The sequence below is a fragment of the Desulfopila sp. IMCC35006 genome (assembly GCF_005116645.1).
Lineage (GTDB): Bacteria > Desulfobacterota > Desulfobulbia > Desulfobulbales > Desulfocapsaceae > Desulforhopalus_A.
The window spans coordinates 1-21,590 of record NZ_SWCM01000004.1 but is presented as its reverse complement, the minus strand read 5'-3'; the positions used below and the strand labels follow the sequence as shown (position 1 = coordinate 21,590).

Here is a 21,590-nt window from a genome sequence, read left to right as displayed (position 1 = left end):
GTGCCACCTTTTATCAGTTCCGGGGCTCCGCCCCTGGTTATGCTGGTAATGGGGCGGGATCATAAGCTGTACTATGAGGCCTATAACGATGCCTCTGATCTCAACGATGATGGTGTTCTTGATATACGCTACACTCCAACTATTGATTATTATGGATATTTTGACAGTTATAAATGTTATGAATATTCGTCAACGGCAACTCCTGCCCCACGCTTTAATCCAACCTCAGAGACCGCGGATAAGACCTGTGACGGAACGAAATGGAGCGGTGATTATCTCAACTATCTGACTATGTCCAGAATGGACACGCTGCGCAAGGTGCTTTACGGCGGATACCGCTCCACTGATAGTACTACTAGTACGGTTTTGCAGAGGGTCTATGTACCTCAGGATGCTCATTCCTGGGGAAAGGAGTATACCAGCATCGCAGTCGATGGTTATGATATACGCAAATATACGCCATTTGCTCTGCCCATTGTGGGATCAGGTCTGCGACACCTTTTCGCTTCTACGACACTTTCTGATAATGGAGTCCCACTTTTACGGTATGCCCTTAATAATTCAAACAGAATATGGAGTTGGGTCGCCAAAGAAAGACCGGTTGTCGATGATTCGATTGCGACTGCAGGAACCGGCCATCCAGGGCATCCTGGAGATCATACCGCATTTCAGAACATTGTTAACATCTATGCCAATGATGCAAACAAAATGGGAGATACGAGTTGGACTAACTGGGAAATACGCAACCATTTAAGCCAGAAATATCCTTCTCCTAATAAAGATAATTTCGGTGCAATTGACGGCGAGGGGAATCCTTATGGCACAGGTTACGGCTATACTGACTCTCGTGCAACAGGTGTCGCCGATCAAAATAACTACCTGGCAATTTTCAAGGGGACTCTCCATGTCACAACTGGCGGTACTTATCAATTCGGTGTGGACGGTGATGATGCGGTTGAGCTCATAATTGATGGTACGACCATTACCGGATCTTACGGTGCGCATAGTGCCGCTGGATCACCGCAATCTGCTGTTGCTGTCAGCCTCAGCGCTGGCACCCATACGGTTGAGTTCAGAATGGAGGAAGCCTCTGGTGATGACAAATACTATCTGTATTGGAATGGGGCCGATTCAGGCAATGTCTGGAAGATAATTTCGAATAACAGCTTAAAAGACCTGACCTTAAGTACTTACAGGCTTTCCCTGGCAGCTTCGACTATTTCAAATTTAGAAGTGAGAGTGAAGGTTTGTGACCCGTCCGTGGGGGTTGAGGCGAACTGTAAACTGTATCCAGATGGGCAATATAAGCCTACCGGTTTGCTGCAACGACATGGCGAGCCAAAACGAATGTATTTCGGCCTGATGACAGGTTCATATGCCAAAAACACCTCAGGTGGTGTTTTACGAAAACGCGTTGGTGATATAAATGATGAAATTATAACGAATACTGGACAGTTTCAGCCATCTGTAAACGGCATTATTCAAACATTGAATAAAATGAGGATTTATGGCTTCAGATATAGCGATCATGCATATGAACCAAACTGTGGGTGGATTTCAACCCGTTCAATGAACGAAGGTGAATGTCGGGCCTGGGGTAATCCAGTGGCTGAGATGATGTACGAGACCCTCCGCTATTTTGCCGGCAAAACCGGAGCAACGGGAGCCTTTGATTATACTCCAGGTTCAGCCAATGACGATGACAGCAAGCTCTTTTCGCCCCTCCTGGCTGCACCTTATAACAGTGTAGGTTTACCAAAGGCAGCGTGGAAAGATCCATATGACAAGGTTGATGGATTTGACAGTTGTTCGAAACCCTTCATGTTGGTGTTAAGCGATATCAATCCATCCTATGATTCGGATCAGCTTCCTGGCGTGGCATCAACCTTTGGATCAGGAATAACTGGAGATTTGTCGCCAGCTTTACCTGTATTTGATGCAGAAGCTCTTGCCAGTCAGATATCCGCTGAAGAACCGGAAGGGAGTGGTAATAAATATATTGGAGAGAGCAACGGGAGTTCTCTCGATATGATATGTTCGCCCAAAACAGTCACTGGATTTGGGGCTATTCGTGGGCTTTGTCCGGAAGAGCCTACCAAGAAAGGGGGATATTATTCCGCGGCCGCTGCTTATTATGGTCATAAGAATGATTTACGACCGGACTTGGTCGACGCCTCGGGTTCACCGTATGACAATAAAGTCACTACATATGCTGTCGGACTTGCATCGCCACTTCCTCGTATAGAACTGACCCTTGGCCCTGACAAAAAGCAGATAACCCTGGTTCCTTTTGGAAAGACAGTTGCTTCGGAAGGAGATACAACCGCCAAAAAATTTGTTCCTACGAACACTATTGTTGATTTCTTTGTTGATACAATTACACCAACCTATGGAAAATTCCGCATCAACTACGAAGATGTTGAGCAAGGTGCCGACCATGATATGGATGCCATTGTTATATATGAGTATCAATTAATCGATGATGATGACAACAATGTGACTGATCCTGTCAATGCAACAAAGGTTAAAATATCACTTGATTCTCATGAATATGCCGCCGGATCGTTTATTCAACACCTGGGGTATATTATTTCAGGTACCGATGCGGATGGGCCGTATCTTGAGGTTCACGATAAACCGAGTAATGCTGCAGTACAAGACGTTCTCTATGCCTTTGATACTCCGCCGGCAGGATCTCCTGCCGGAACAAAACTTCCGATGATTACTTCAAGAATCTTCCGACCTTCAACGGATAGCGGGGTGACGCCGGCGCAGCTTTTGAAAAACCCTTTATGGTATGCCGCTAAATGGGGTGGTTTTGATGATAAAAACGGGGATGGTATACCAAATGGAACGGATGGAGATGAATGGGATAAGGATAAGGATGGATCGCCCGATACCTATTTCTATGTGACCAATCCCCTGCGCCTTGAAGAGGAGTTGAATAAATCATTTGCCTCGATTCTTAATCAGGCTTCGTCCGGAACTGCCGCCTCTGTTGTTTCCAATACCCGAAGTGGTGAGGGAGCCGTTTATCAATCGATATTTTACCCAACGATTACCGATTCTACGGCAAATGCCAATACGGTGAGCTGGGTGGGACAGGTGCACAGCTTTTTGGTGGATGCATACGGAAATATGCGGGAAGATACCAATGGCAACGATAAACTGGATGTAAAAGGGCCGGATCTGAATGGTAATGGCAGGGTCTATCATGAAGACATCAATATGAATTGTAAGCTCGATTATCAAACTACGGACACCGATGGCAATGGGGTTTTGGATACTGAGGATACCAATGGCAATGGGGAGCTTGACACTGAATTCCCCGGATCTTGTCCCTCCAACAATCGTGCCTATTTGTCGCAGCTCGATGCGATTATTCGATATGATGCCAATGCAGAGCCCCATCGGTATTATGATGTGAATGGCGATGGCATCCTGCAGGATCGTGAAATAATATGGAATGTCGCTGATGCAGTAACGAGCACGAATCCGCTCAATTATCTGTGGAACTCATCTGAGTGGCTTAATTCGATAAACGACATTGATATTGTGGCGCAAAGAAGTACCTACATTTCCGCAGAGAACCGGCGGTATATTTTTACCTGGGTGGATGGAAATGGCGATAAGGTCGTCAATGCTGCCACAGAAATTAAAGATTTCACCTGGCCACTGACCCCACCTGCCCTTGCCGATTTGGCTGTTACAACCAATTTTTACCCGTATTTGCATCTCTATCCCTCTTTTGGCAATAAACCGGCGGCGATAAGCGCCCTCTCCACAACCGATTTTGCTGATTTTCTCATCAAAGAAACGAAGAGAGAAATACAGTATATCCGAGGCCTGGACGATGTGGATACAGAAGGCATTGCCCAGCCGTTGAAAATTGGTGTAAATGATATTGCCGGTACGGAATTACGGTCCAGGCACTATGATGGAAAGACCTGGCGGCTCGGCGATATTGCTTATTCAACACCGACGGTCGTGAGCAAGCCGTCAGAAGGATATCACCTGTTGTATAGAGATAACACATATGCCGACTTTGCTGCTCAATACGCAGACCGCCGGACAGTCATCTATACCGGTGCCAATGATGGAATGCTGCATGCTTTTAACGGTGGATTTTATGATTCCTATCACCAGGAATTCTGTAGGGAAATTAATGCGGGGTACAATCCCTACGATGGTGTAACCGGCAATGATGACGGTTGTAAAACTAATACAGACATGCCCGAGTTAGGAGCCGAGTTGTGGGCATATATTCCCTTTAATCTCCTGCCGCACCTGCATTGGCTTACCGAGTCAGAGTACGGCCACGTTTATTATGTTGACCAAAAACCTCGGATTTTTGATGCCAAAATTTTCCCGGCCGATGCTGTTGGCGGGCTGCATCCGCACGGATGGGGTACGGTCATGGTTGTGGGCATGCGATTTGGTGGAGCGAGCATCAAGGCGGATATCGATAAAACAATTACTACTGATGACTTGACCGACCCGGTCATGAAATCAGCGTTTTTGATATTTGATATTACCGACCCAGAAATCAAGCCGACCCTGCTGGGTGAGATCACCATGCCGGAGATGGGGTTCTCAACCAGTTATCCCACCATGGTGGTGATGAAAGACGGGGATCACAATGGAAAATTTGATGACTACAATGATTTAAATCCTGCAACGGGTGAAAACAGATGGTTCCTGGCGTTTGGTTCCGGCCCGGCAGATGCCACCGGTGACCCCGATCCCACTGTGTTAGCCACGGCAGGAAGCAGTCAGATGGCCAAATTCTATATGCTGGACATGGTTAAGCTTGCTTCGAAAAATGAAATCTGGACCCTGACGGATGGCCCTACCCGGCATGGCGTATTGACGCAAGGACTCCACTGGTATTCGGAGCTTGACAGCAACTCGTTCGTGAGTGATCCCATCACCGTTGATTATAATCTCGATTATAACGCTGATGTACTCTATTACGGAACTGTCAGTACTGGTACTTCCCGGTGGGAAGGGAAAATGCGAAGAATTATCATTGATGACCTCTTTGATCCCGATGAGGATCAGGATCCAAGCTTTTGGGAGCCTGACAGTGTTTTGTTTAATGCCGAGCAGCCAATTACCGCAGCACCTACCGTGGCCCTTGATGGTGAAGGAAGAAACTGGGTGTTTTTCGGCACAGGTCGGTACTTCGTTCCCCTGGATGGATCTGATCTCAGTCTGCAGAGCTATTATGGGATAAAAGAACCAATATCGTCTACTGAGCCGGAAAGAAAAACGTGGCATCTCATCAGCAGTAAATCAGATCTGGTCGATACCACAAATTATGAGGTGTTTACAGATTCGGCAAGAACTGTTGACCGTAACGGCTTTAAAGCAAGCTGGAGTGATGTAGTGGCAGAGCAGGCACAACACGACGGATGGTTTATAGACTTTGTCGATGATACCGGAAATCAACTTGGTGAAAGGAACCTTGGTCAGGCGGTATTATTGGGAGGGGCGCTCATCTTTACCACGTTCATTCCTTCTGAGGATGTTTGCGAGGCTGGGGGTGAAAGTTGGTTATGGTCTCAGTTTTATACAACCGGAACTTCGTACTTTGATGCGATCCTGGGATCCGATACCGTAACGTTTGATGGGCAGTCTCTAGGCAAGAGCAGGCGTAAAGTCAGCTTGGGGCAAGGGCTGGCGACTTCGCCAAATGTCCATGTCGGCAGCGAAGATGGCTCAAAGGCCTTTGTGCAGACCAGCACCGGAGCAATACAGGTTATTGACCAGAATAATCCTTTTGAGGTGAAATCCGGTATGCGGTCATGGAAGGAAAGTGATTAAACAGTAACATACCTCCGGCAATAGCCTCGGACTAAATTGGCGGCAAGTTGCTTTCCCACCTGGTGGAGAGCAACTTGCCGCTTTTTTTTGGGCTTTGTTGCATAAAACGTTGAATGAAGCTGAGCACGATTTTCGCTTGACTTTTTCGCTGATAAAACTATATATAAGCCTTTGTAAATGAATGACTGTTCATTAGATTGCCGCACAATAGTTTGGGTGGCAGCAGCTTTATAAATATAAACTTTTAAAAAAGAGGATCTCTATGTCAAAATTAGTTGCACCTCATGGTGGAAAAGGTCTCGTTTGTGCTTTGCTCGAAGGTAAAGAGCGTGAAGCAGAGCTCAAGAAAGCCGCTGGCCTCAAGCAGATTGAGATTTCTGCCCGGGCAAAAGGTGATCTGATCATGCTGGGAATTGGTGGTTTTTCTCCATTGGCCGGTTTCATGACCAAGGCTGACTGGAAAGGCGTTTGTGAGAACTTCCAATTGGCAGACGGCACCTTCTGGCCGGTACCTATCACTCTTGACGTTACCACCGCTGAAGCCGCAGACATCAAAGAAGGTCAGGAGATTGCTCTGGTGCGTAAAGGTGAGGTTTTCGCCACCATGAAAGTCACCGAGAAATATGCCATGACCGAGGCTGACAAGAAGTGGGAATGTGAAAAAGTCTTCTTGGGCACAGGCGAAGAGTCTGTTGATGGTAAATTCTGGGAAATCGCTCCTAAGGATCACCCGGGTGTTATCATGGTTCTGGCGCAAAAAGATGTGAATCTTGCCGGTCCTGTTAAAGTTCTTTCCGAAGGCGAATATCCAAAAGAGTACCCGGGCGTATACCTGCGACCTGCTCAGACCCGTGCCATGTTCGACGAGCGCGGATGGGCCAACGTTGCTGCTCTGCAGCTGCGTAACCCAATGCATCGTTCCCATGAGTATCTGGCCAAGATTGCCGTTGAAGTCTGTGACGGCGTGTTGATCCATTCACTCATTGGTAACCTGAAGCCTGGTGATATTCCTGCTGATGTCCGCGTTAAAGCAATTGACATCCTGATCGACAAATACTTCGTTAAAGATTACGTCATTAACGCCGGTTATCCGCTGGATATGCGTTATGCCGGACCTCGCGAGGGACTGCTCCATGCCACCTTCCGTCAGAACTATGGTGTCAACAACATGCTGATTGGTCGTGACCATGCCGGCGTTGGTGATTTCTACGGTCTGTTCGAGGCACAGGAAATTTTTGATCGCATCCCCACAACCGGCGATGCAGGCAAAGATCTGCAGTGCAAACCGATGAAAATTGACTGGACCTTCTATTGTCATAAGTGCGACGGTATGGCTTCTCTGCGTACCTGTCCTCATACCAAAGAAGATCGCGTTATCCTTTCTGGTACCAAACTGCGTAAAGCCCTCTCTGATGGTGCTGAGATTGTGCCTCATTTTGGTCGTGACGAAGTTCTTGATCACCTCAAAGTGTACTACGGCAACCTGAAAGAAAAGGTTGAGGTTAAGATGCAGGGTGCCGCTTCCGGCGATGCAATGTAATTTCTGAGCCTTATAGATAAAAAAGGAGATACTGCGGCAACGCGGTATCTCCTTTTTTTTTGAATTTGATTCGAGGATGTTATGCGGGAATTACAAGTTGGGCTGGGTGATCGAAGTTATCCCATTATTATTGCCGATGGCTGTTTGCATCAGATAGGCGAAGGGCTGCGCGCCAGAAAAATTGGCAAGAGATATGGTGTCGTCGCAGACGATAAGGTTGCCGGGCTGTATGGCGATGTCGTGATACAAAGTATGCGGAAAGCCGGGATTGAAGCGGAACTGCTGATCTTTACCCACGGCGAAGCGAACAAAACCTTGCAGACTATCGGCCAGCTTGCTGGAAAACTTGCCAGCCGCGGATTTGATCGCCAGGATGCTCTTATCGGGCTTGGCGGTGGGGTAGCGGGGGATATAGCCGGCTTTCTTGCCTCATCGTATATGCGCGGGATTCCTTTTGTCCAGCTGCCAACCACGCTGCTTGCTCAGGTTGACAGCTCTGTCGGCGGCAAGACCGGCGTCGATATTCCTGAGGGCAAAAACCTTGTGGGGGCATTCTACCAGCCCAAAGCGGTCTATATTGATATTTCGGTATTGCAGACGCTGCCCAGGCAGGAATTGCTCGGTGGTCTGGCCGAGGTGATTAAATACGGGGTTATCCGGGATCAGGGCTTCTTTTATTTTCTTGCCGAAAATCGTCAGGGTATCCTGGATCTTGATCCGGAATTGATCAAGAAGACAGTGCATACCTGCTGTCAGATAAAAGCGACGGTGGTTGCTGAGGACGAGCGGGAGGGCGGCATCAGGAGAATTCTCAATTACGGGCATACGATCGGCCATGCAGTGGAAGGGGCCTCGGATTATACGCTTATTCACGGTCTGGCCGTCTCCATTGGCATGGTCGCCGCGGCACGGCTCGCTGTCCTCAATGATCTTCTGCCTCAGGAAGACTGCGATACTATTATCAACATCCTCAGGGAGTATGAAATGCCGATCGAGGTGCCGAAAAATCTTGATCGTGGCCGAATTAAACGATATCTTTTGACGGATAAGAAAACTGTCGGCGGCAGGGTTTTTTTCGTTCTTCCGACAGAAATAGGCAGGACTGTTATTACCGATAAAGTTACCGAAGCACAGGTTGACCAGGTTTTGGGATAGAATTATGCCAATCTATGAATATTATTGCGATGCGTGTCATGTGGTATTTAATTTTTACTCTGCCAGAGTAAACACGACCAAGATTCCGGATTGTCCCCAATGCGGCAAAAAACATCTTTCCCGGCAGATTTCGACTTTTGCCACCATCACTAGGGGGAAGGAAGAAAGCGACGACCCGTTTTCCGGTCTTGACGAATCGAAAATGGAACACGCTTTCGAATCGTTGATGCGTGAGGCGGAGCATATCAACGAGGACGATCCCCGTCAGATGGCCTCGCTCATGCGAAAGTTTACCGAATCTACCGGCGTTCATCTTGGCGACTCGATGGAGGAGGCGATCTCCAGAATGGAGGCAGGAGAGGATCCCGAACAGGTTGAAAAAGATATGGGCGACCTGCTGAACGAGGATGACTTCAGTCTCGATTCATTAAAAAAGAAGGCCTTACGGCAGAGCAACCAGCCGGCACACGACGCAAAGCTCTATGAACTGTAATGGTAATAGAGGCTGGTTTCCATGTGGCATGTGGGAAGCAGGGAGAATGTAGTGTCTATGGTGCTCATCTCGCCCGGGATTAGTGTATTGTATCGGTATCATCGTCGTTAAACATCTGCAGCAGTTTATGTTCCTCTTCTTTTTGTTGGAGAATCTTCCGGGCTTCCTCTTCATTAATACCCAGTGATCCAGCAAGTTCTCTGAGGTCGTAACAGGCCTGTCCGTCTGGTGAATAATGTGTGGGTTTGAGTTCCGGGAAGGAACTGATTGTCGCCGTCATTGAGGCGTCGAGTAAGAGCTGGCGGATTTCGATCGGACCATAGAGGATGAGCCATTCGACGGCCTCCGCCCATAATTTACTGTCTACGCTGTCATGGGCCAGCACCTTCAGTGCAGTTTCCAGATCCCAGAGATCTTTTGCATCCATAGTTTATTTTCTCCTGCAAATATTATCTAGAGTTATGATATGATTATCTATCATAATGTTTCTATTTTTGTCTGTAAAAAAATGATTTCTGCAAGAACACAACGAAAGGAGATACCATGAACCGGTTCCACGGCGGGCTGTTTCTTGAAAATATTGAGTGGTTCGATGAATCTGGACAGGAAATCGTCCATCGCCTGCCGGAGTCCGGATCCGGCGAGATCAAATTTGGTGCCCAGTTGACGGTTAGAGAGAGCCAGGCTGCTGTTCTTTTTTATAAAGGAAAGGCCTGCGACTGTTTCGGGCCAGGCAGGCATACCCTGCGCACCGGCAATCTTCCCCTGCTGACTAAACTCCTGTCGATTCCCTGGCGGGGGGACAGTCCGCTGCGCGCTGAAGTGTACATGGTCAATTTAAAGTATTTCCCAAATCTCAAATGGGGAACGCAGAATCCGGTGGCCTTCAGGGACAATGAGCTTGGGTTGATCCGTCTTCGGGCCCATGGCATGTACAATATTCAGGTTGTGCAGCCGGTATTATTTATTAATTCCCTTGTCGGTACGATGGGGAAAATGGAAACCGACGGGGTTGCCGACTATCTCAAGATGGTCATTGTTTCCCGTTTCAACGACTATCTGGGGCAGACGCTCGATTCCATTTTTAATCTTCCTGGTAAGTTTGATGAACTCTCCGATGCATTACAAAAACGATTAGCCATAGATTTCGCTGATTTCGGTCTCCGCCTGACCCATTTATATATAACCTCCATTACGCCGCCGGAAGAAGTGCAGGGTGCCATTGATGATAAGAGCCGAATGGGCTTGATCGACGATATGGATAAATTTCTCCAGCTCAAAACGGCCATGGCCATGGAGAAAGCCGCTGGAACCCAGGGAGAAGCCGGGGCCGGGCTCGGGATGGGTATGGGGATGATGTTGCCGGGAATTTTCGCCGGAAACACTCTGCGTGCAACCGGTGGTGGAAACCCTCCACCGGTTCCGGCTGCGCTGGTACAATGTCCGGACTGTCATAGTGATATCCCCGGCGATGCCCGTTTCTGCCCGTTGTGCGGTCATCAACAATTACTCCTGGTCAAATGCAGCAACTGCGGCAAAAACCTTACCCCGAAGGCCAGGTTTTGTTCGCAGTGCGGCCAGGCTACCGACCGGAAAAAACAACCGCAGGTATGTCCCGGCTGCAGGCTTGAGAATCTGCCGGATTCGATGTTTTGCAATAATTGCGGGGAAAAGTTGGTTCCGTTGCGATAATTCACATGGATGTCACGATAGAACAGAGCTGTCCTTCCTGTGGTGCGGCGATAATACTCAATGAGGATGATCGGCTCATCCAGTGTGAGTATTGCGATGTGCATAACTACAAGACAGGCAACGGGGCCGATCGTTTTGTCCTGCCCAGCAAACTTCCGGAAAATATTAATGAAAGTCAGCTTGTTTTCGCACCGTATCTTCGTTTCAAAGGGTCGATTTTTTATGTACGCGACAATGAGGTACAATATAAAATTGTCGACACGACGCGTCTTGGGCTTGATAACCGGCTATTGCCTGTCTCCCTGGGCTTGAGACCGCAGGCGATGCAGCTCAAGCCGGTCGTCTCAGCCACCCGTGGCGGGTTCATTCTGCAGTCGATGCCCACCAAGAAGGTCTTCGCCCATGCGGCAATGGTTGTCGATCTCTTCGATAAACATACGGTAAAGACCTGTCACCATCGGGCGTTTATCGGCGAGACAATCAGCTGTATCTATCAGCCCTGCTATGTCAAAGACGATCATCTGTTTGATGCGGTGACCAATCAGGTCATCGGCGATTACACTCTGCTGGGCGATCATCTGCATAAAACCTGTGTCAGCAAAAGTTCCTGGGAGCCCCGGTTTCTTGCTACTCTTTGTCCCAAATGTGGTGGACGATTAACCGGGGAACGGGACACCATAGTCCTGCAATGCACCAACTGTCAGTCGTTATGGCAGGAGCGAGGCGGCAGATTTAACGCCGTGGACTGGACAGTGGTTGCCGGTGAGGATCGGGCCCGCTACCTGCCGTTCTGGCGAATAAGCTTTACGACTGCAGGCTATGTGTTAAAGTATTTTGCTGATTTTCTCCGGTTTACCAACCAGCCTCTGGTGCCCATGCCGCTATACGAGAACAGGCCCCTTGTTTTCTGGATTCCGGCATTTAAAGTAAATCCCAAGGCTTTTCTGCAGCTCGCCTCCCAGCTGACTGTCGCCCAGACGCGTATTCCATCGGGGCAAACCGACAGGGTGACAAATGATTACCCGGTGACGCTGGATCAGCAGGAGGCCCTCCAGGCCATTAAGAGCGTTCTGGCGTACAGTACTCTCAGCCGGGAAAAAAGATTTTCAGCGCTGCCGGAGATTCGTCTTGCAGCAAACAGCTGTGCACTGACCTATCTGCCATTTGTTGCAGAAACCCATGACCTCGTGCAGGAACACACCCTTGCTTCCGTCCAGACGGCAGCAATGCGCTATGGCCGTGTGCTCTAGTTCCGCCCGTTGCCATGCACCGCATGGCAACGGGGGCCGCGGCGCAGGAGAACCCGGAATACAAGAAGAAAAGAAATGCGCTATGAATAGACACGAAAAATATATGAAGATTGCCCTGGACCAGGCACGTCAAGCCCTCGTTCTTGGTGATTTTCCGGTGGGATGTGTTTTTGAGTACCGGGACGAAATTGTTGCAACCGGCCGGAGATTCAACAGTTTTGGCAGGGTCAATGAGATGGACCATGCGGAAATGGTGGCCTTGCGCGCATTGTTCGACAGTGACCGCCGGCTGGATATAGGCGAAATAACCGTTTACTCGACAATGGAACCCTGTCTGATGTGTTTTGCAACCCTGCTGGTTAACGGCGTGCGGAAAATTGTATACAGCTATGAAGACGCGATGGGAGGCGGGACAAATTTACCACTGCGGATGTTGTCTCCGCTCTACCGCGATCTTGAGGTGGAGATAACGGGCGCCATTCTGCGGGAGCAAGGCCTTGCCCTGTTTAAGGAATTTTTTGCCAATCCGGAAAATAACTATCTGGCCGATAGTCTGCTGGCGGCTTATACTCTCAAACAGTAGAGATTCATCTGGTATCCATGCGCTGTGTGGGCACCACATCTTCATGCCTTGCATGAAATCTAAATGGAAATATCATGAGCACTACAGCCAAGACAGTCGGCTTCAAACCGGGTGAGCGTAACATATTTTTTCACATCTTAACGGCTTGTAACCTGTCCTGCCGTCATTGTTATATAAATAAGGCCCAGCATGGGACCCAGCAGTTGACCAGAGAGCAGCTGGCGCAGTGGATGGCTCTTTTTGCCGATCCGAATAAACGATCGAATATGATCTTTTTAGGAGGCGAACCGACGCTGCATCCGGATCTGCCCTTTGCTATTCAAAAGGCGAAGGAGCTTGGTTTTTTTGTCACCGTTGATTCCAATGGCTATCTGTTCAACGACCTGCTGACCAGGACCAGTCCGGAGCTTCTTGATTATCTCAGTTTCAGCCTTGACGGGCCGGATGCCGGGACCAACGATCCTATCCGGGGCGAGGGGGTTTTTGAAGTCTGTGTGGGAAATATCAAGCGGGCGGTCAGCGCAGGGTTTCAGGTCAGCGTCATTTACACGGTGAGCCGGAAAAACCTCGATGCTCTGCATCGTATGGTGCCGCTTCTGCTGCAGTTGAACGTAAAGAAATTTTTTATCCAGGTCATAGGGTTGCGGGGGAAATCGGCTGGGGGGGAGAGTGCCGAGGTTTCGCAGGTAAGCAGACGGCAATGGCTTGATACCGTGCCTGAGGTTGCCCGTCTGGCAGCGGGAGAGGGGATTCATGTCACCTATCCCAAGGTTTTTCTCGCCCCCGGAGAAAAGTTTGAGTGTGCCGGGGTCGTTGCCGAAAACTTTTTTGTTTTTCCCAATGGCCGGGTCTATCAATGTCCCCTCTGCGAAGATCATCCGATAAATGGTTATGCCATTCAAGATAACCGTCTTGTTAAAAGCGCCGGCTTGGGCGAGAGTAATTTTTTTCAACTCAATATCGCCGAGGGCTGTGTTATGAATAAACTGCTGCAGCCGGATACCATTGAATACGACGAAAACGGTGTACCGCTCTATCGAATTTCCTGCTGTCTGTTAAAACAGGAAATCGGCCCGGATGTCCTCTCCGCCTGAAAATCAGGCTGGTGTTCCGGAGACCTTTTTCCGGTTGAAAAGGCCACTGAGGAAGATTCCCGCCTCGTACAGGAGGAAAAGAGGAATGGCCATCAGGCCTGTCGCCACAAAATCGCCGGCGGTCAGCAAAAAAGAAAGGACGACTATCGCCATATAAAAATAAATGCGTTTGCGGCGAAAATAGGCAGCGGTAACAAAATTGGCCTTGCCGGCCATAACCATCAGAAATGGTATCTCGAAAGCGATACCGAAGGCGAGTATTGTCCGGGCTATAAAGGTGAGATAGAGTCCGAGTTTTGGCAAAGGTTCCAGTCCTGGGCCGGCGTAGCTCATAAAATAAACCAGCATCCTTGGTAAAGCGACGAAAAAGGCAAAGCATGCCCCGCCGCTAAACAGCAAGGTGGCCCAGAAAACGATGATCACAGCCAGTTTTTTTTCATTCTTCCTGAGGCCCGGTGCAATAAAGATCCACAGCTGATAGAGAACAACCGGCATACTGGCAATAAGGCCGACCATGAGGGCGAGTTTGATAAAGGCCAGGAATGCTTCGGGCAGGTTGGTGTAGACCAGTTTGTATACCAGTGGACTTGCGGCAAAGAGGGGGGAGATGAAAAACGCGGCAATCTTTTCGGCAAAAAAATAGGCGATACCGGTAAAGACTATAATTGTAAGAAATACGGTGATAAGCCGTTTGCGCAGTTCAAGATGGTGTGGCCTGAAGAATTCGAGGCTTCTCTCGATGACCGGTAATGTGCTCTGCAGAGTGTTTTTTGCCATTATGGTCGGGACTGCTTACTATTCATTTAGCTTTTCCGGAGGAGTTGCCGGAGGATTTGTTTCTGGCACTGTATCAAGACTGTTTGGCTTGTCCTCGGATGCAGGAGGAACTGATGTATCAGTGGTCTGGTTTGCGGTTTTTTGCATCAATTCTTCATAGGTCTTCGCCGCGTTTTCAGCCGGTCGATTGACACCGGTAACCGCATCGTCAACCCTCATATTGCTTGGTGCGTCGAGAAGGTCGCGTTTGAAGGATCTTGCCGCCTCCTCCAGATCAGGCTTGATATCGTCCAGCGGGTTGCCTTCTTCCGAGAGCGATTGCTTAAGGCCTTCAGCGGTCTTTTTGAGTTCCATGAGGCCTTTCGCAAGAGATCGAGCCAAATCGGGAAGCTTGTCCGGACCGACTACAATGAGAGCCAGGGCCAGAATAAGAATCATTTCAGGCAAGCCAATGCCAAACATAGTGTAAACCTCAATAAATTACCAAAATATTGGTAATCGAGCTGCTAGCAAGAGTATAATAAACAACCCGGTAAACTGGCAATAATCCGGGATGAGCATCCAGCCAATTCCTTTCTTGAAGGATATCAGAAAAGAATTGGCTGAGTACTGGAAAACGATCCGGTTTCCTGTATTCACAGTACATCCGGCAGAGAGCCAATGTAAGGTATTTGGCGGGCAGTGTCAATGTCTGAACATTGGTGGAATTCTCGGTGAATCGTGAATAAATTCAAATAACATCTTGATTATGTTGTAATTAAACTTAACTTAGAGCCCCAAAAGTTATCGGAATATGATTGATTGACAAGAGCCCCCTACTTGACTATATTTGCGGGTTTGTCTTGTGCGGATGTGTCGATGTTTATTTGTGGTTGATGACACATCGATTTTTTTTGAACAAACCTCTGAAAGGAGATGATATATGTCAAGTGTTGTCGTTGTTGGTACCCAATGGGGAGATGAAGGGAAAGGGAAGATTGTCGATTTGCTCACCCGGTACGCTGACTTTGTCGTTCGCTTTCAAGGTGGAAACAATGCCGGACATACCCTTGTGGTCGATGGAAAGAAATTTGTTTTCCATATAATACCTTCCGGTATTCTCTACGAGGACAAAATGTGCATGATCGGCAACGGAGTGATCATCGATCCGGGCGTACTGATCAGTGAAATGGATAAACTCGAGCATCAGGGATTACGGGTCAGCCCGGATCGATTAATGATAAGCGAAAGAGCCCATCTCATTATGCCATATCATGCAAGCCTCGATCAGGCCAGAGAAGCCGCCCTGTCCGAGAGCAACAAGATCGGTACCACCGGGCGGGGGATAGGCCCCTGCTACATGGATAAAGTCGGTAGGGTGGGAATAACCGCCGGCGATCTGCTTGATGATGATCTGTTTCGTGAGAAGTTGAAAATTGCCGTGGAGGACAAAAATTTTCTGCTCACCCAGAAATTTAAGGTTGCGCCTCTCGAGTTTGACGAAATTTACCGGTTATTTCAGGGCTATGCTGAAAAGTTGACCCCGTTTTACGGCAATGTTTCCGTCGAGCTGGACAAGGCTAGAAAGAAGAATCAGAATATCCTCTTTGAAGGAGCACAAGGGACCCAGCTGGATATAGATCATGGCACGTATCCCTTTGTGACCTCCTCAAACACCATTGCCGGCAATGCCTGTAATGGCTCAGGTTTCGGTCCTGCTCATATTGATGCCGTCGTTGGTATTATGAAAGCGTATACGACTCGCGTTGGGGCCGGTCCTTTTCCCACAGAGCTGTTCGATGAAACGGGGAACGAGCTTCAGGAAAAGGGCTTTGAGTTCGGTGCCACCACCGGACGGCGACGACGGTGCGGCTGGCTGGATGGAGTAGTTGTCAACGATGCTGCCAGATTGAATGGACTAACCGGGCTTGCTATTACAAAACTGGATGTGTTGAGCGGGCAGGAAAATATTAAATTTGCCACATCCTATACCCTGAATGGCAAAACTATTTCGGCTATGCCGGCAAATATTCAGCAGGCGAGCAGTGTCGCTCCGACTTATGAAAGTCTTGAGGGGTGGAAAGAAGATATCACCAATGTAAGGCAGTACGACGATCTCCCCTCTCAGGCCAAAGAATACATTCGACGGGTAGAGGATTTCACCGGGGTCCCGGCGGATATCGTTTCGGTTGGCCCGGACAGGGCCGAGACCCTGTTGTTGACGAATCCATTTGATAAATAACCAGTTGCCGGTCAGGCAAAGTATAGACTTTGTCGACCCATGCAATGGATACTAAAGAGGTTGGTAAAATATGGCTAGAATTACATGCGAAGATTGTCTTGAAAAAGTTGGCGACCATAATCGGTTCAACCTTATTCATCTGGCGGTAAAACGCATTAAACAGCATCGGCAGGGAGAACCGTTTCTCGTCAATGGGAAAAATCAAGAAATCGTCATGACCCTGCGGGAAATTGCGGCAGGGGAAGTCACCTTTGACAATATCAAGGATTTACCGGATCAGATGCCTGAAACCGGCAGCGAAAGTGATGCCGTGAATGATATACTTGCAAAAATACTTTCCTGATAACGAATAGCCACAATAAAAGATTATGAGTACTGACTATTACGAAATCTTATCTGTGAGCAGGAGTTCCAGCGCTGGTGAGATAAAAAAGGCTTATCGAAAACTGGCAATGAAGTATCATCCCGACCGGAATCCTGATAATAGAGAAGCCGAGGAGAAATTTAAATCCTGTACTGAAGCGTATGAAGTCTTAAGTGACGAAAAAAAGAGGAAGATATACGATACCTACGGCCATGACGGGTTGAAGAACAGTGGTTATAGTGGTCCAGGGAATGCAGAAGATATCTTCTCGAGCTTCGGCGATATTTTTGGCGATCTGTTTGGCTTTGGCGGCGGGAGCCGGGCCAGGGCAAGAAGCGATGGCCCCATTCCAGGGAATGATCTTCGCTATGATGTCGAAATTACCTTCATGGAGGCCGTACACGGCGTTTCCAAAGAAGTGCAGTTGACCCGCAAGGACACCTGCTGGACCTGTGAAGGAACGGGAAGCAGACCGGGGCATAAAAAGAAAACCTGTCCAACCTGCAATGGACAGGGACAGGTTGTCCGCTCCCAGGGATTTTTTCAGATGAGTTCGACCTGTCCGCAGTGTCATGGCGAAGGCGCCATTGTTACTAATCCCTGCAATGACTGCCACGGAACTGGACTCGTCGAGAAAACCAAAAAGGTTTCCCTGAAGATTCCAGCCGGGGTTGATACCGGGGCGCGCATGCGGCTTCGCGGTGAAGGTGAAGGCGGTCGTCGTGGCGGTGCTTCCGGGGACCTGTATGTGGTGGTTCATGTGCAGGAACATGATTTTTTCAAACGGGACGGAGATACTATTTATTGTCGGTTTCCGATTTCAATGGCCAAAGCGGCTCTTGGTGCCACGGTGGAGATTCCTACCATCCATGGCAAAAAAACACTGGATGTTCCCGCCGGCAGCCAGTCAGGGGAACGTTTTACGTTGCGCCGGGAGGGGGCGCCAAGTCTTCGCGGTCACGGACGGGGAGATATGGTGGTTGAGCTCCAGGTTTTGACCCCGACCAATCTCTGTGAAGAGCAGAAAAAGGTCCTGCGCGATTTTGATGACCTTTGTCAACAGCACGGGCAGCATCGTGAGGAAGAAGGCTTCTTTAAAAAATTATTTAACGAAGTACTCGGCAAATCCAATAATTAGGTGTTTGGCAATGGCAAGAGAGGATAAAGCTGTATTCACCCATTTCGATGATCAAGGTCATGCACGAATGGTCGATGTGAGCGAAAAACAGGAAACCGTTCGTGTTGCCGATGCAGCTGGAAATATCAAAATGTCTGTCGATGCCTATGAACTGGTTAAAAGTGGTTCGATGGCCAAAGGAGATGTGCTGGGAATAGCCAGGGTCGCCGGGGTTATGGCTGCTAAAAAAGTCGATGAACTCATTCCTCTTGCCCATCCGCTGCTGATTACCAAGGTTGTTGTCGACTTTGCCTATCGAGACGAGGATTGCTCGGTCGATATTTTTGCAACAGTGGGCATCTGCGGTAAAACCGGGGTGGAAATGGAGGCCTTGACCGCTGTTTCTGTTGCTGCGTTAACCATTTATGATATGTGTAAAGCGGTCGATAAGTCGATGATTATCCGAGATATACGGCTGTTGAAAAAAACTGGTGGGAAAAGTGGAACCTATATTCGCAAGCAGTGACTTGTGAAGATTACGGAAAAGTTAGATTCCATGCTGTTTTTTAAGATATCAACTATGTACCTTAATAGTTACACTTATGGAAGGGTATTGAGGAGAAAGTGAATGGACAAAGAGAAACTCGAAATGTTTCGCCAGCAGCTTCTGGCTAAAAAAGAAGAAATTATTAATGAAGCTGGCAAAACACTGTCTGAAATGACGGATCAGACCTCGAATGTTCCAGATCCCAATGATCGGGCTACCATAGAATCGGGAAGAAGTTTTGAGCTGAGAATCCGTGATCGGGAGCGTAAGCTTGTCTCTAAAATAGACGAGGCAATTGCCAGAATCGAGGATGGGAGTTACGGCATATGTGAGGATTGTGGAGAGGAGATCGGCATCAAAAGATTAGAGGCGCGGCCGGTAACCATGCTCTGCATTGACTGTAAGACTGCACAGGAAACAAAAGAAAAATCGAAAGGACTTTAAGGGAGCATGCCTGAACTTCGCAGAGATCCTGTTCTTGGCCGATGGATAATCATTTCCAAGGAGAGAGGGAAACGGCCTTCCGATTTTCTGATTGAGGATGTCAAGGGAAGCGGGGGGTTTTGTCCACTCTGTCCAGGCAATGAATCTTTTACGCCGCCTGAAGTGTATGCTTTCAGGTATAGAAGTTCGTACGCTAATGCACCGGATTGGCAGGTAAGAGTTGTTCCGAATAAATATCCGGCTCTGGTTATAGAAGGGGATCTGGCCAAGGAGGGGGTCGGCCTGTATGATCGGATGAACGGCATTGGTGCCCACGAAGTTATCATTGAAAGTCCTAACCATGATGAGAACTTCGCCGATCTTGCCCCCGAGAAAATGGCTCTGGTCTTCAAGGCATACCAGGAAAGGATCATCGACCTCGCAAAAGATGATAGATTCAAGTATGTTATGGTTTTTAAAAACCATGGTCGCGGAGCGGGTGCGTCCCTGGAGCATTCACACTCTCAACTGATCGCCCTGCCTATTCTGCCGAGAATGATAGTTTCCGAACTCGAAGGCGCCAAATCGCATTATAAGTACAAAGAACGTTGTATTTTTTGCGATATCATCCGCCAGGAAATGCAGCAGAAAGAGCGTGTCGTCTGCCAAAATGAGAGGTTTATCACGATAACCCCCTTCGCCCCCCGGACGCCGTTTGAAATGTGGATCCTGCCGAAGCATCATTCCTCGGAATATTATGCCCAGAGCGAGGCTGATATCCTGTCGCTTGCCGAACTCTTTTCAGAGTCCTTGCGAAGGTTGTCCAGTTGTATCGCTAACGTTCCGTATAATTTTGTATTGCATACCGAACCACTACGCTCAGGTGGTCTGAGGTATTACCACTGGCATTTTGAAATTGTGCCCAAGTTGACTTCCATAGCTGGATTTGAATGGGGGACGGGATTCTATATTAATCCTCTTCCTCCGGAAGAAGCGGCTGGCTATCTGAGGGAATCGCTGGAGAACAGGCTGGAGGGTGTGAACAATGAAAAAGTTACTGTTGGTTGACGACGAAGAATCCATTCAGCTGGTCTATCGGGAAGAATTCGAAGATGAAGGATATCAGGTGATTTCCGCTTCTGACGGCACAACAGGTTTGGAAAAATTCAAGGAAGAGAATCCGGATCTGGTGATTCTCGATATTCAGATGCCCGGTATAAACGGCGTCGAGGTCCTGCGGCAGATGAAAATGCTGCGCCCAGCAGTCCCGGTTATCCTGAGCAGTGCCTATCCTGAGTTCAAGCGAGATCTTGGGACCTGGGCATCCGATGAGTATATTGTCAAGTCGGGAAATCTGGACGAGCTTAAAAAAACTGTTCGGACCTTGTTGGGGGAAGAATAAAGTACCAAAACAGGGCACAATGGAGTAAAAGATGTCTTGGTGATGGTAATTGCTACATCACTGGTGGCGTAAATCGTGGTTTTCGCAGCTTATTAGATACATAGAAATAATTTTTTTGTGCTTTTTACGAGAAAATTGCTTTGTGAAGGTACAGATCCTGTGAAGCTTTCGGGCGGGGTTGAATTGTTAGGTTATGAAAGATATCCAGAGTCAGCTCGACAGTCGAAGAATAAATATAAAGAAAGTCGGCGTCAAAACCGTTTCCTATCCGATTACCGTACGCGACAAAGCCCAAAAACAACAGCAGACTGTGGCTACCGCCAATATGTATGTCAATCTGCCGCATAAGTTCAAAGGCACGCATATGAGCAGGTTCGTTGAGATTCTCAATGAATTTCACGGGGAAATCGACATCAAAAGCTTTCATTTTATTCTTGAGAAAATGAAGGTTCGCCTGGAAGCGGAAGCCTCTCATCTAGAGATTGAATTTCCTTACTTTCTTAAAAAAGTCAGAAATGGCGATTCGGGAAATCTTGGCCATTATAAATGCTCCATGCACGGTTCTCTTGAAAAAGAACATGAACTGACGCTGAGTGTCGAAGTTCCGATAAGTCTGCCGATAGCCGAAAAGACTCCGCATCGATTGCCCAGGTCCATGGGCAGGTGGGGCAAAGCCGATTTGAGTATCCGTTTCCATCATTTCTTCTGGATTGAAGACATAATTCTCCTCATCGAGGAAACGGTGGAAAAAGAGATAAATGAGTTGTCGTTAAAAGAACGAAAAGTTCTCTCTGTCGAGTCCCTGGCCAGGCGGATGGGGGCAAGCCTTGAGCAGATTGAAGCCATCAAATCGTATACCGTTACCGTGCACAACTTTGGCGACGAGTATTCGACTTTCGCCACCCTTGAATCGTGTTAGTGACTTAGAAATAATTGTCTTGTGCTTTTCACAAGACAATTATTTCGTGAAGGAACTTACCCCGCAAATCTTTTAGGCGGGGTTAGTGGCCAAATGGAAATGTTTCTTGTGCTTTTCACAAGACAATTATTTCGTGAAGGAACTTACCCCTCAAGGGGGCACTGAACGGAGTCCCGCAAATCTTTTA

At 48.2% G+C, this 21,590-nt stretch carries 19 protein-coding genes; 16 read left to right on the top strand and 3 right to left on the bottom strand.

Features of this window, described 5'->3' with window-relative positions; translation table 11 throughout:
• Positions 1-300: 300 nt before the first annotated feature.
• From FCL47_RS08490 to FCL47_RS08475, 4 genes are all read left to right on the top strand, one after another.
• Complete coding sequence (locus FCL47_RS08490) at positions 301-5,826, top strand: PA14 domain-containing protein (RefSeq protein ID WP_136813073.1); 5,526 nt, start codon at positions 301-303, stop codon at positions 5,824-5,826.
• Between the two features lie 262 nt (positions 5,827-6,088).
• Positions 6,089-7,366, top strand: coding sequence for a sulfate adenylyltransferase (gene sat / locus FCL47_RS08485; protein WP_136813072.1), 1,278 nt, complete (start codon positions 6,089-6,091; stop codon positions 7,364-7,366).
• Between the two features lie 81 nt (positions 7,367-7,447).
• Positions 7,448-8,521, top strand: a complete 1,074-nt coding sequence (gene aroB / locus FCL47_RS08480; RefSeq protein WP_136813071.1) for a 3-dehydroquinate synthase — start codon at positions 7,448-7,450, stop codon at positions 8,519-8,521.
• A 4-nt stretch (positions 8,522-8,525) separates the two neighbouring features.
• Positions 8,526-9,014 carry a zinc ribbon domain-containing protein gene (locus tag FCL47_RS08475; RefSeq protein ID WP_136813070.1) on the top strand — a complete coding sequence of 163 codons (489 nt, stop codon included), beginning with the start codon at positions 8,526-8,528 and terminating at the stop codon, positions 9,012-9,014.
• Between the two features lie 79 nt (positions 9,015-9,093).
• On the opposite strand, the gene FCL47_RS08470 is transcribed toward FCL47_RS08475, so the two are convergent.
• Entirely contained in the window at positions 9,094-9,441 is a 348-nt protein-coding gene (locus tag FCL47_RS08470) for a hypothetical protein (RefSeq protein WP_136813069.1), read from the bottom strand.
• 116 nt (positions 9,442-9,557) lie between these two features.
• On the opposite strand from FCL47_RS08470, the gene FCL47_RS08465 reads away from it, so the two are divergent.
• The 4 genes from FCL47_RS08465 (at position 9,558) to FCL47_RS08450 (ending at position 13,633) form a co-directional block, all read left to right on the top strand.
• On the top strand, positions 9,558-10,706 hold the full coding sequence (locus FCL47_RS08465; RefSeq protein ID WP_136813068.1) for an SPFH domain-containing protein: 1,149 nt from the start codon (positions 9,558-9,560) through the stop codon (positions 10,704-10,706).
• 5 nt (positions 10,707-10,711) lie between these two features.
• A complete protein-coding gene (locus FCL47_RS08460; protein ID WP_136813067.1) occupies positions 10,712-11,956 on the top strand; it encodes a hypothetical protein in 1,245 nt (414 codons plus the stop codon).
• An 82-nt stretch (positions 11,957-12,038) separates the two neighbouring features.
• A complete protein-coding gene (locus FCL47_RS08455; protein WP_136813066.1) occupies positions 12,039-12,539 on the top strand; it encodes a nucleoside deaminase in 501 nt (166 codons plus the stop codon).
• 74 nt (positions 12,540-12,613) lie between these two features.
• A complete protein-coding gene (locus FCL47_RS08450) occupies positions 12,614-13,633 on the top strand; it encodes a radical SAM protein (RefSeq protein ID WP_136813065.1) in 1,020 nt (339 codons plus the stop codon).
• A 3-nt stretch (positions 13,634-13,636) separates the two neighbouring features.
• On the opposite strand, the gene tatC is transcribed toward FCL47_RS08450, so the two are convergent.
• Positions 13,637-14,410, bottom strand: a complete 774-nt coding sequence (gene tatC / locus FCL47_RS08445; protein ID WP_136813064.1) for a twin-arginine translocase subunit TatC — start codon at positions 14,408-14,410, stop codon at positions 13,637-13,639.
• A gap of 18 nt (positions 14,411-14,428) precedes the next feature.
• Positions 14,429-14,872: a twin-arginine translocase TatA/TatE family subunit gene (locus tag FCL47_RS08440; protein WP_136813063.1), complete on the bottom strand. Its 444-nt coding sequence runs from the start codon at positions 14,870-14,872 to the stop codon at positions 14,429-14,431.
• A 460-nt stretch (positions 14,873-15,332) separates the two neighbouring features.
• On the opposite strand from FCL47_RS08440, the gene FCL47_RS08435 reads away from it, so the two are divergent.
• The 8 genes from FCL47_RS08435 (at position 15,333) to FCL47_RS08400 (ending at position 21,403) form a co-directional block, all read left to right on the top strand.
• Positions 15,333-16,631: an adenylosuccinate synthase gene (locus FCL47_RS08435; RefSeq protein WP_136813062.1), complete on the top strand. Its 1,299-nt coding sequence runs from the start codon at positions 15,333-15,335 to the stop codon at positions 16,629-16,631.
• A 70-nt stretch (positions 16,632-16,701) separates the two neighbouring features.
• Positions 16,702-16,974, top strand: a complete 273-nt coding sequence (rpoZ, locus tag FCL47_RS08430; protein ID WP_136813061.1) for a DNA-directed RNA polymerase subunit omega — start codon at positions 16,702-16,704, stop codon at positions 16,972-16,974.
• Positions 16,975-16,999: 25 nt separating this feature from the next.
• Positions 17,000-18,133, top strand: coding sequence for a molecular chaperone DnaJ (gene dnaJ, locus FCL47_RS08425; protein WP_136813060.1), 1,134 nt, complete (start codon positions 17,000-17,002; stop codon positions 18,131-18,133).
• Positions 18,134-18,143: 10 nt separating this feature from the next.
• On the top strand, positions 18,144-18,638 hold the full coding sequence (gene moaC, locus FCL47_RS08420) for a cyclic pyranopterin monophosphate synthase MoaC (protein WP_136813059.1): 495 nt from the start codon (positions 18,144-18,146) through the stop codon (positions 18,636-18,638).
• A 102-nt stretch (positions 18,639-18,740) separates the two neighbouring features.
• Positions 18,741-19,103, top strand: coding sequence for an RNA polymerase-binding protein DksA (gene dksA, locus FCL47_RS08415; protein ID WP_136813058.1), 363 nt, complete (start codon positions 18,741-18,743; stop codon positions 19,101-19,103).
• A 6-nt stretch (positions 19,104-19,109) separates the two neighbouring features.
• Complete coding sequence (gene galT, locus FCL47_RS08410; protein WP_136813057.1) at positions 19,110-20,150, top strand: galactose-1-phosphate uridylyltransferase; 1,041 nt, start codon at positions 19,110-19,112, stop codon at positions 20,148-20,150.
• Complete coding sequence (locus tag FCL47_RS08405) at positions 20,128-20,484, top strand: response regulator (protein ID WP_136813056.1); 357 nt, start codon at positions 20,128-20,130, stop codon at positions 20,482-20,484. Before galT ends, FCL47_RS08405 begins: the two co-directional genes overlap by 23 nt.
• 193 nt (positions 20,485-20,677) lie before the next feature.
• Positions 20,678-21,403 carry a GTP cyclohydrolase, FolE2/MptA family gene (locus FCL47_RS08400; RefSeq protein WP_136813055.1) on the top strand — a complete coding sequence of 242 codons (726 nt, stop codon included), beginning with the start codon at positions 20,678-20,680 and terminating at the stop codon, positions 21,401-21,403.
• Positions 21,404-21,590 lie beyond the last annotated feature (187 nt).

Bases quoted from the DNA above. Each gene is read 5' to 3' on its own strand.
- FCL47_RS08440 (WP_136813063.1), bottom strand. From the start codon at position 14,872: ATGTTTGGCATTGGCTTGCCTGAAATGATTCTTATTCTGGCCCTGGCT.
- FCL47_RS08435 (WP_136813062.1), top strand. From the start codon at position 15,333: ATGTCAAGTGTTGTCGTTGTTGGTACCCAATGGGGAGATGAAGGGAAA.
- FCL47_RS08450 (WP_136813065.1), top strand. From the start codon at position 12,614: ATGAGCACTACAGCCAAGACAGTCGGCTTCAAACCGGGTGAGCGTAAC.
- FCL47_RS08400 (WP_136813055.1), top strand. From the start codon at position 20,678: ATGAAAGATATCCAGAGTCAGCTCGACAGTCGAAGAATAAATATAAAG.
- tatC (WP_136813064.1), bottom strand. From the start codon at position 14,410: ATGGCAAAAAACACTCTGCAGAGCACATTACCGGTCATCGAGAGAAGC.
- FCL47_RS08475 (WP_136813070.1), top strand. From the start codon at position 8,526: ATGCCAATCTATGAATATTATTGCGATGCGTGTCATGTGGTATTTAAT.
- rpoZ (WP_136813061.1), top strand. From the start codon at position 16,702: ATGGCTAGAATTACATGCGAAGATTGTCTTGAAAAAGTTGGCGACCAT.
- FCL47_RS08460 (WP_136813067.1), top strand. From the start codon at position 10,712: ATGGATGTCACGATAGAACAGAGCTGTCCTTCCTGTGGTGCGGCGATA.
- dksA (WP_136813058.1), top strand. From the start codon at position 18,741: ATGGACAAAGAGAAACTCGAAATGTTTCGCCAGCAGCTTCTGGCTAAA.
- aroB (WP_136813071.1), top strand. From the start codon at position 7,448: ATGCGGGAATTACAAGTTGGGCTGGGTGATCGAAGTTATCCCATTATT.
- sat (WP_136813072.1), top strand. From the start codon at position 6,089: ATGTCAAAATTAGTTGCACCTCATGGTGGAAAAGGTCTCGTTTGTGCT.
- FCL47_RS08490 (WP_136813073.1), top strand. From the start codon at position 301: ATGGACACGCTGCGCAAGGTGCTTTACGGCGGATACCGCTCCACTGAT.
- moaC (WP_136813059.1), top strand. From the start codon at position 18,144: ATGGCAAGAGAGGATAAAGCTGTATTCACCCATTTCGATGATCAAGGT.
- FCL47_RS08405 (WP_136813056.1), top strand. From the start codon at position 20,128: ATGAAAAAGTTACTGTTGGTTGACGACGAAGAATCCATTCAGCTGGTC.
- FCL47_RS08455 (WP_136813066.1), top strand. From the start codon at position 12,039: ATGAATAGACACGAAAAATATATGAAGATTGCCCTGGACCAGGCACGT.
- galT (WP_136813057.1), top strand. From the start codon at position 19,110: ATGCCTGAACTTCGCAGAGATCCTGTTCTTGGCCGATGGATAATCATT.
- FCL47_RS08465 (WP_136813068.1), top strand. From the start codon at position 9,558: ATGAACCGGTTCCACGGCGGGCTGTTTCTTGAAAATATTGAGTGGTTC.
- dnaJ (WP_136813060.1), top strand. From the start codon at position 17,000: ATGAGTACTGACTATTACGAAATCTTATCTGTGAGCAGGAGTTCCAGC.
- FCL47_RS08470 (WP_136813069.1), bottom strand. From the start codon at position 9,441: ATGGATGCAAAAGATCTCTGGGATCTGGAAACTGCACTGAAGGTGCTG.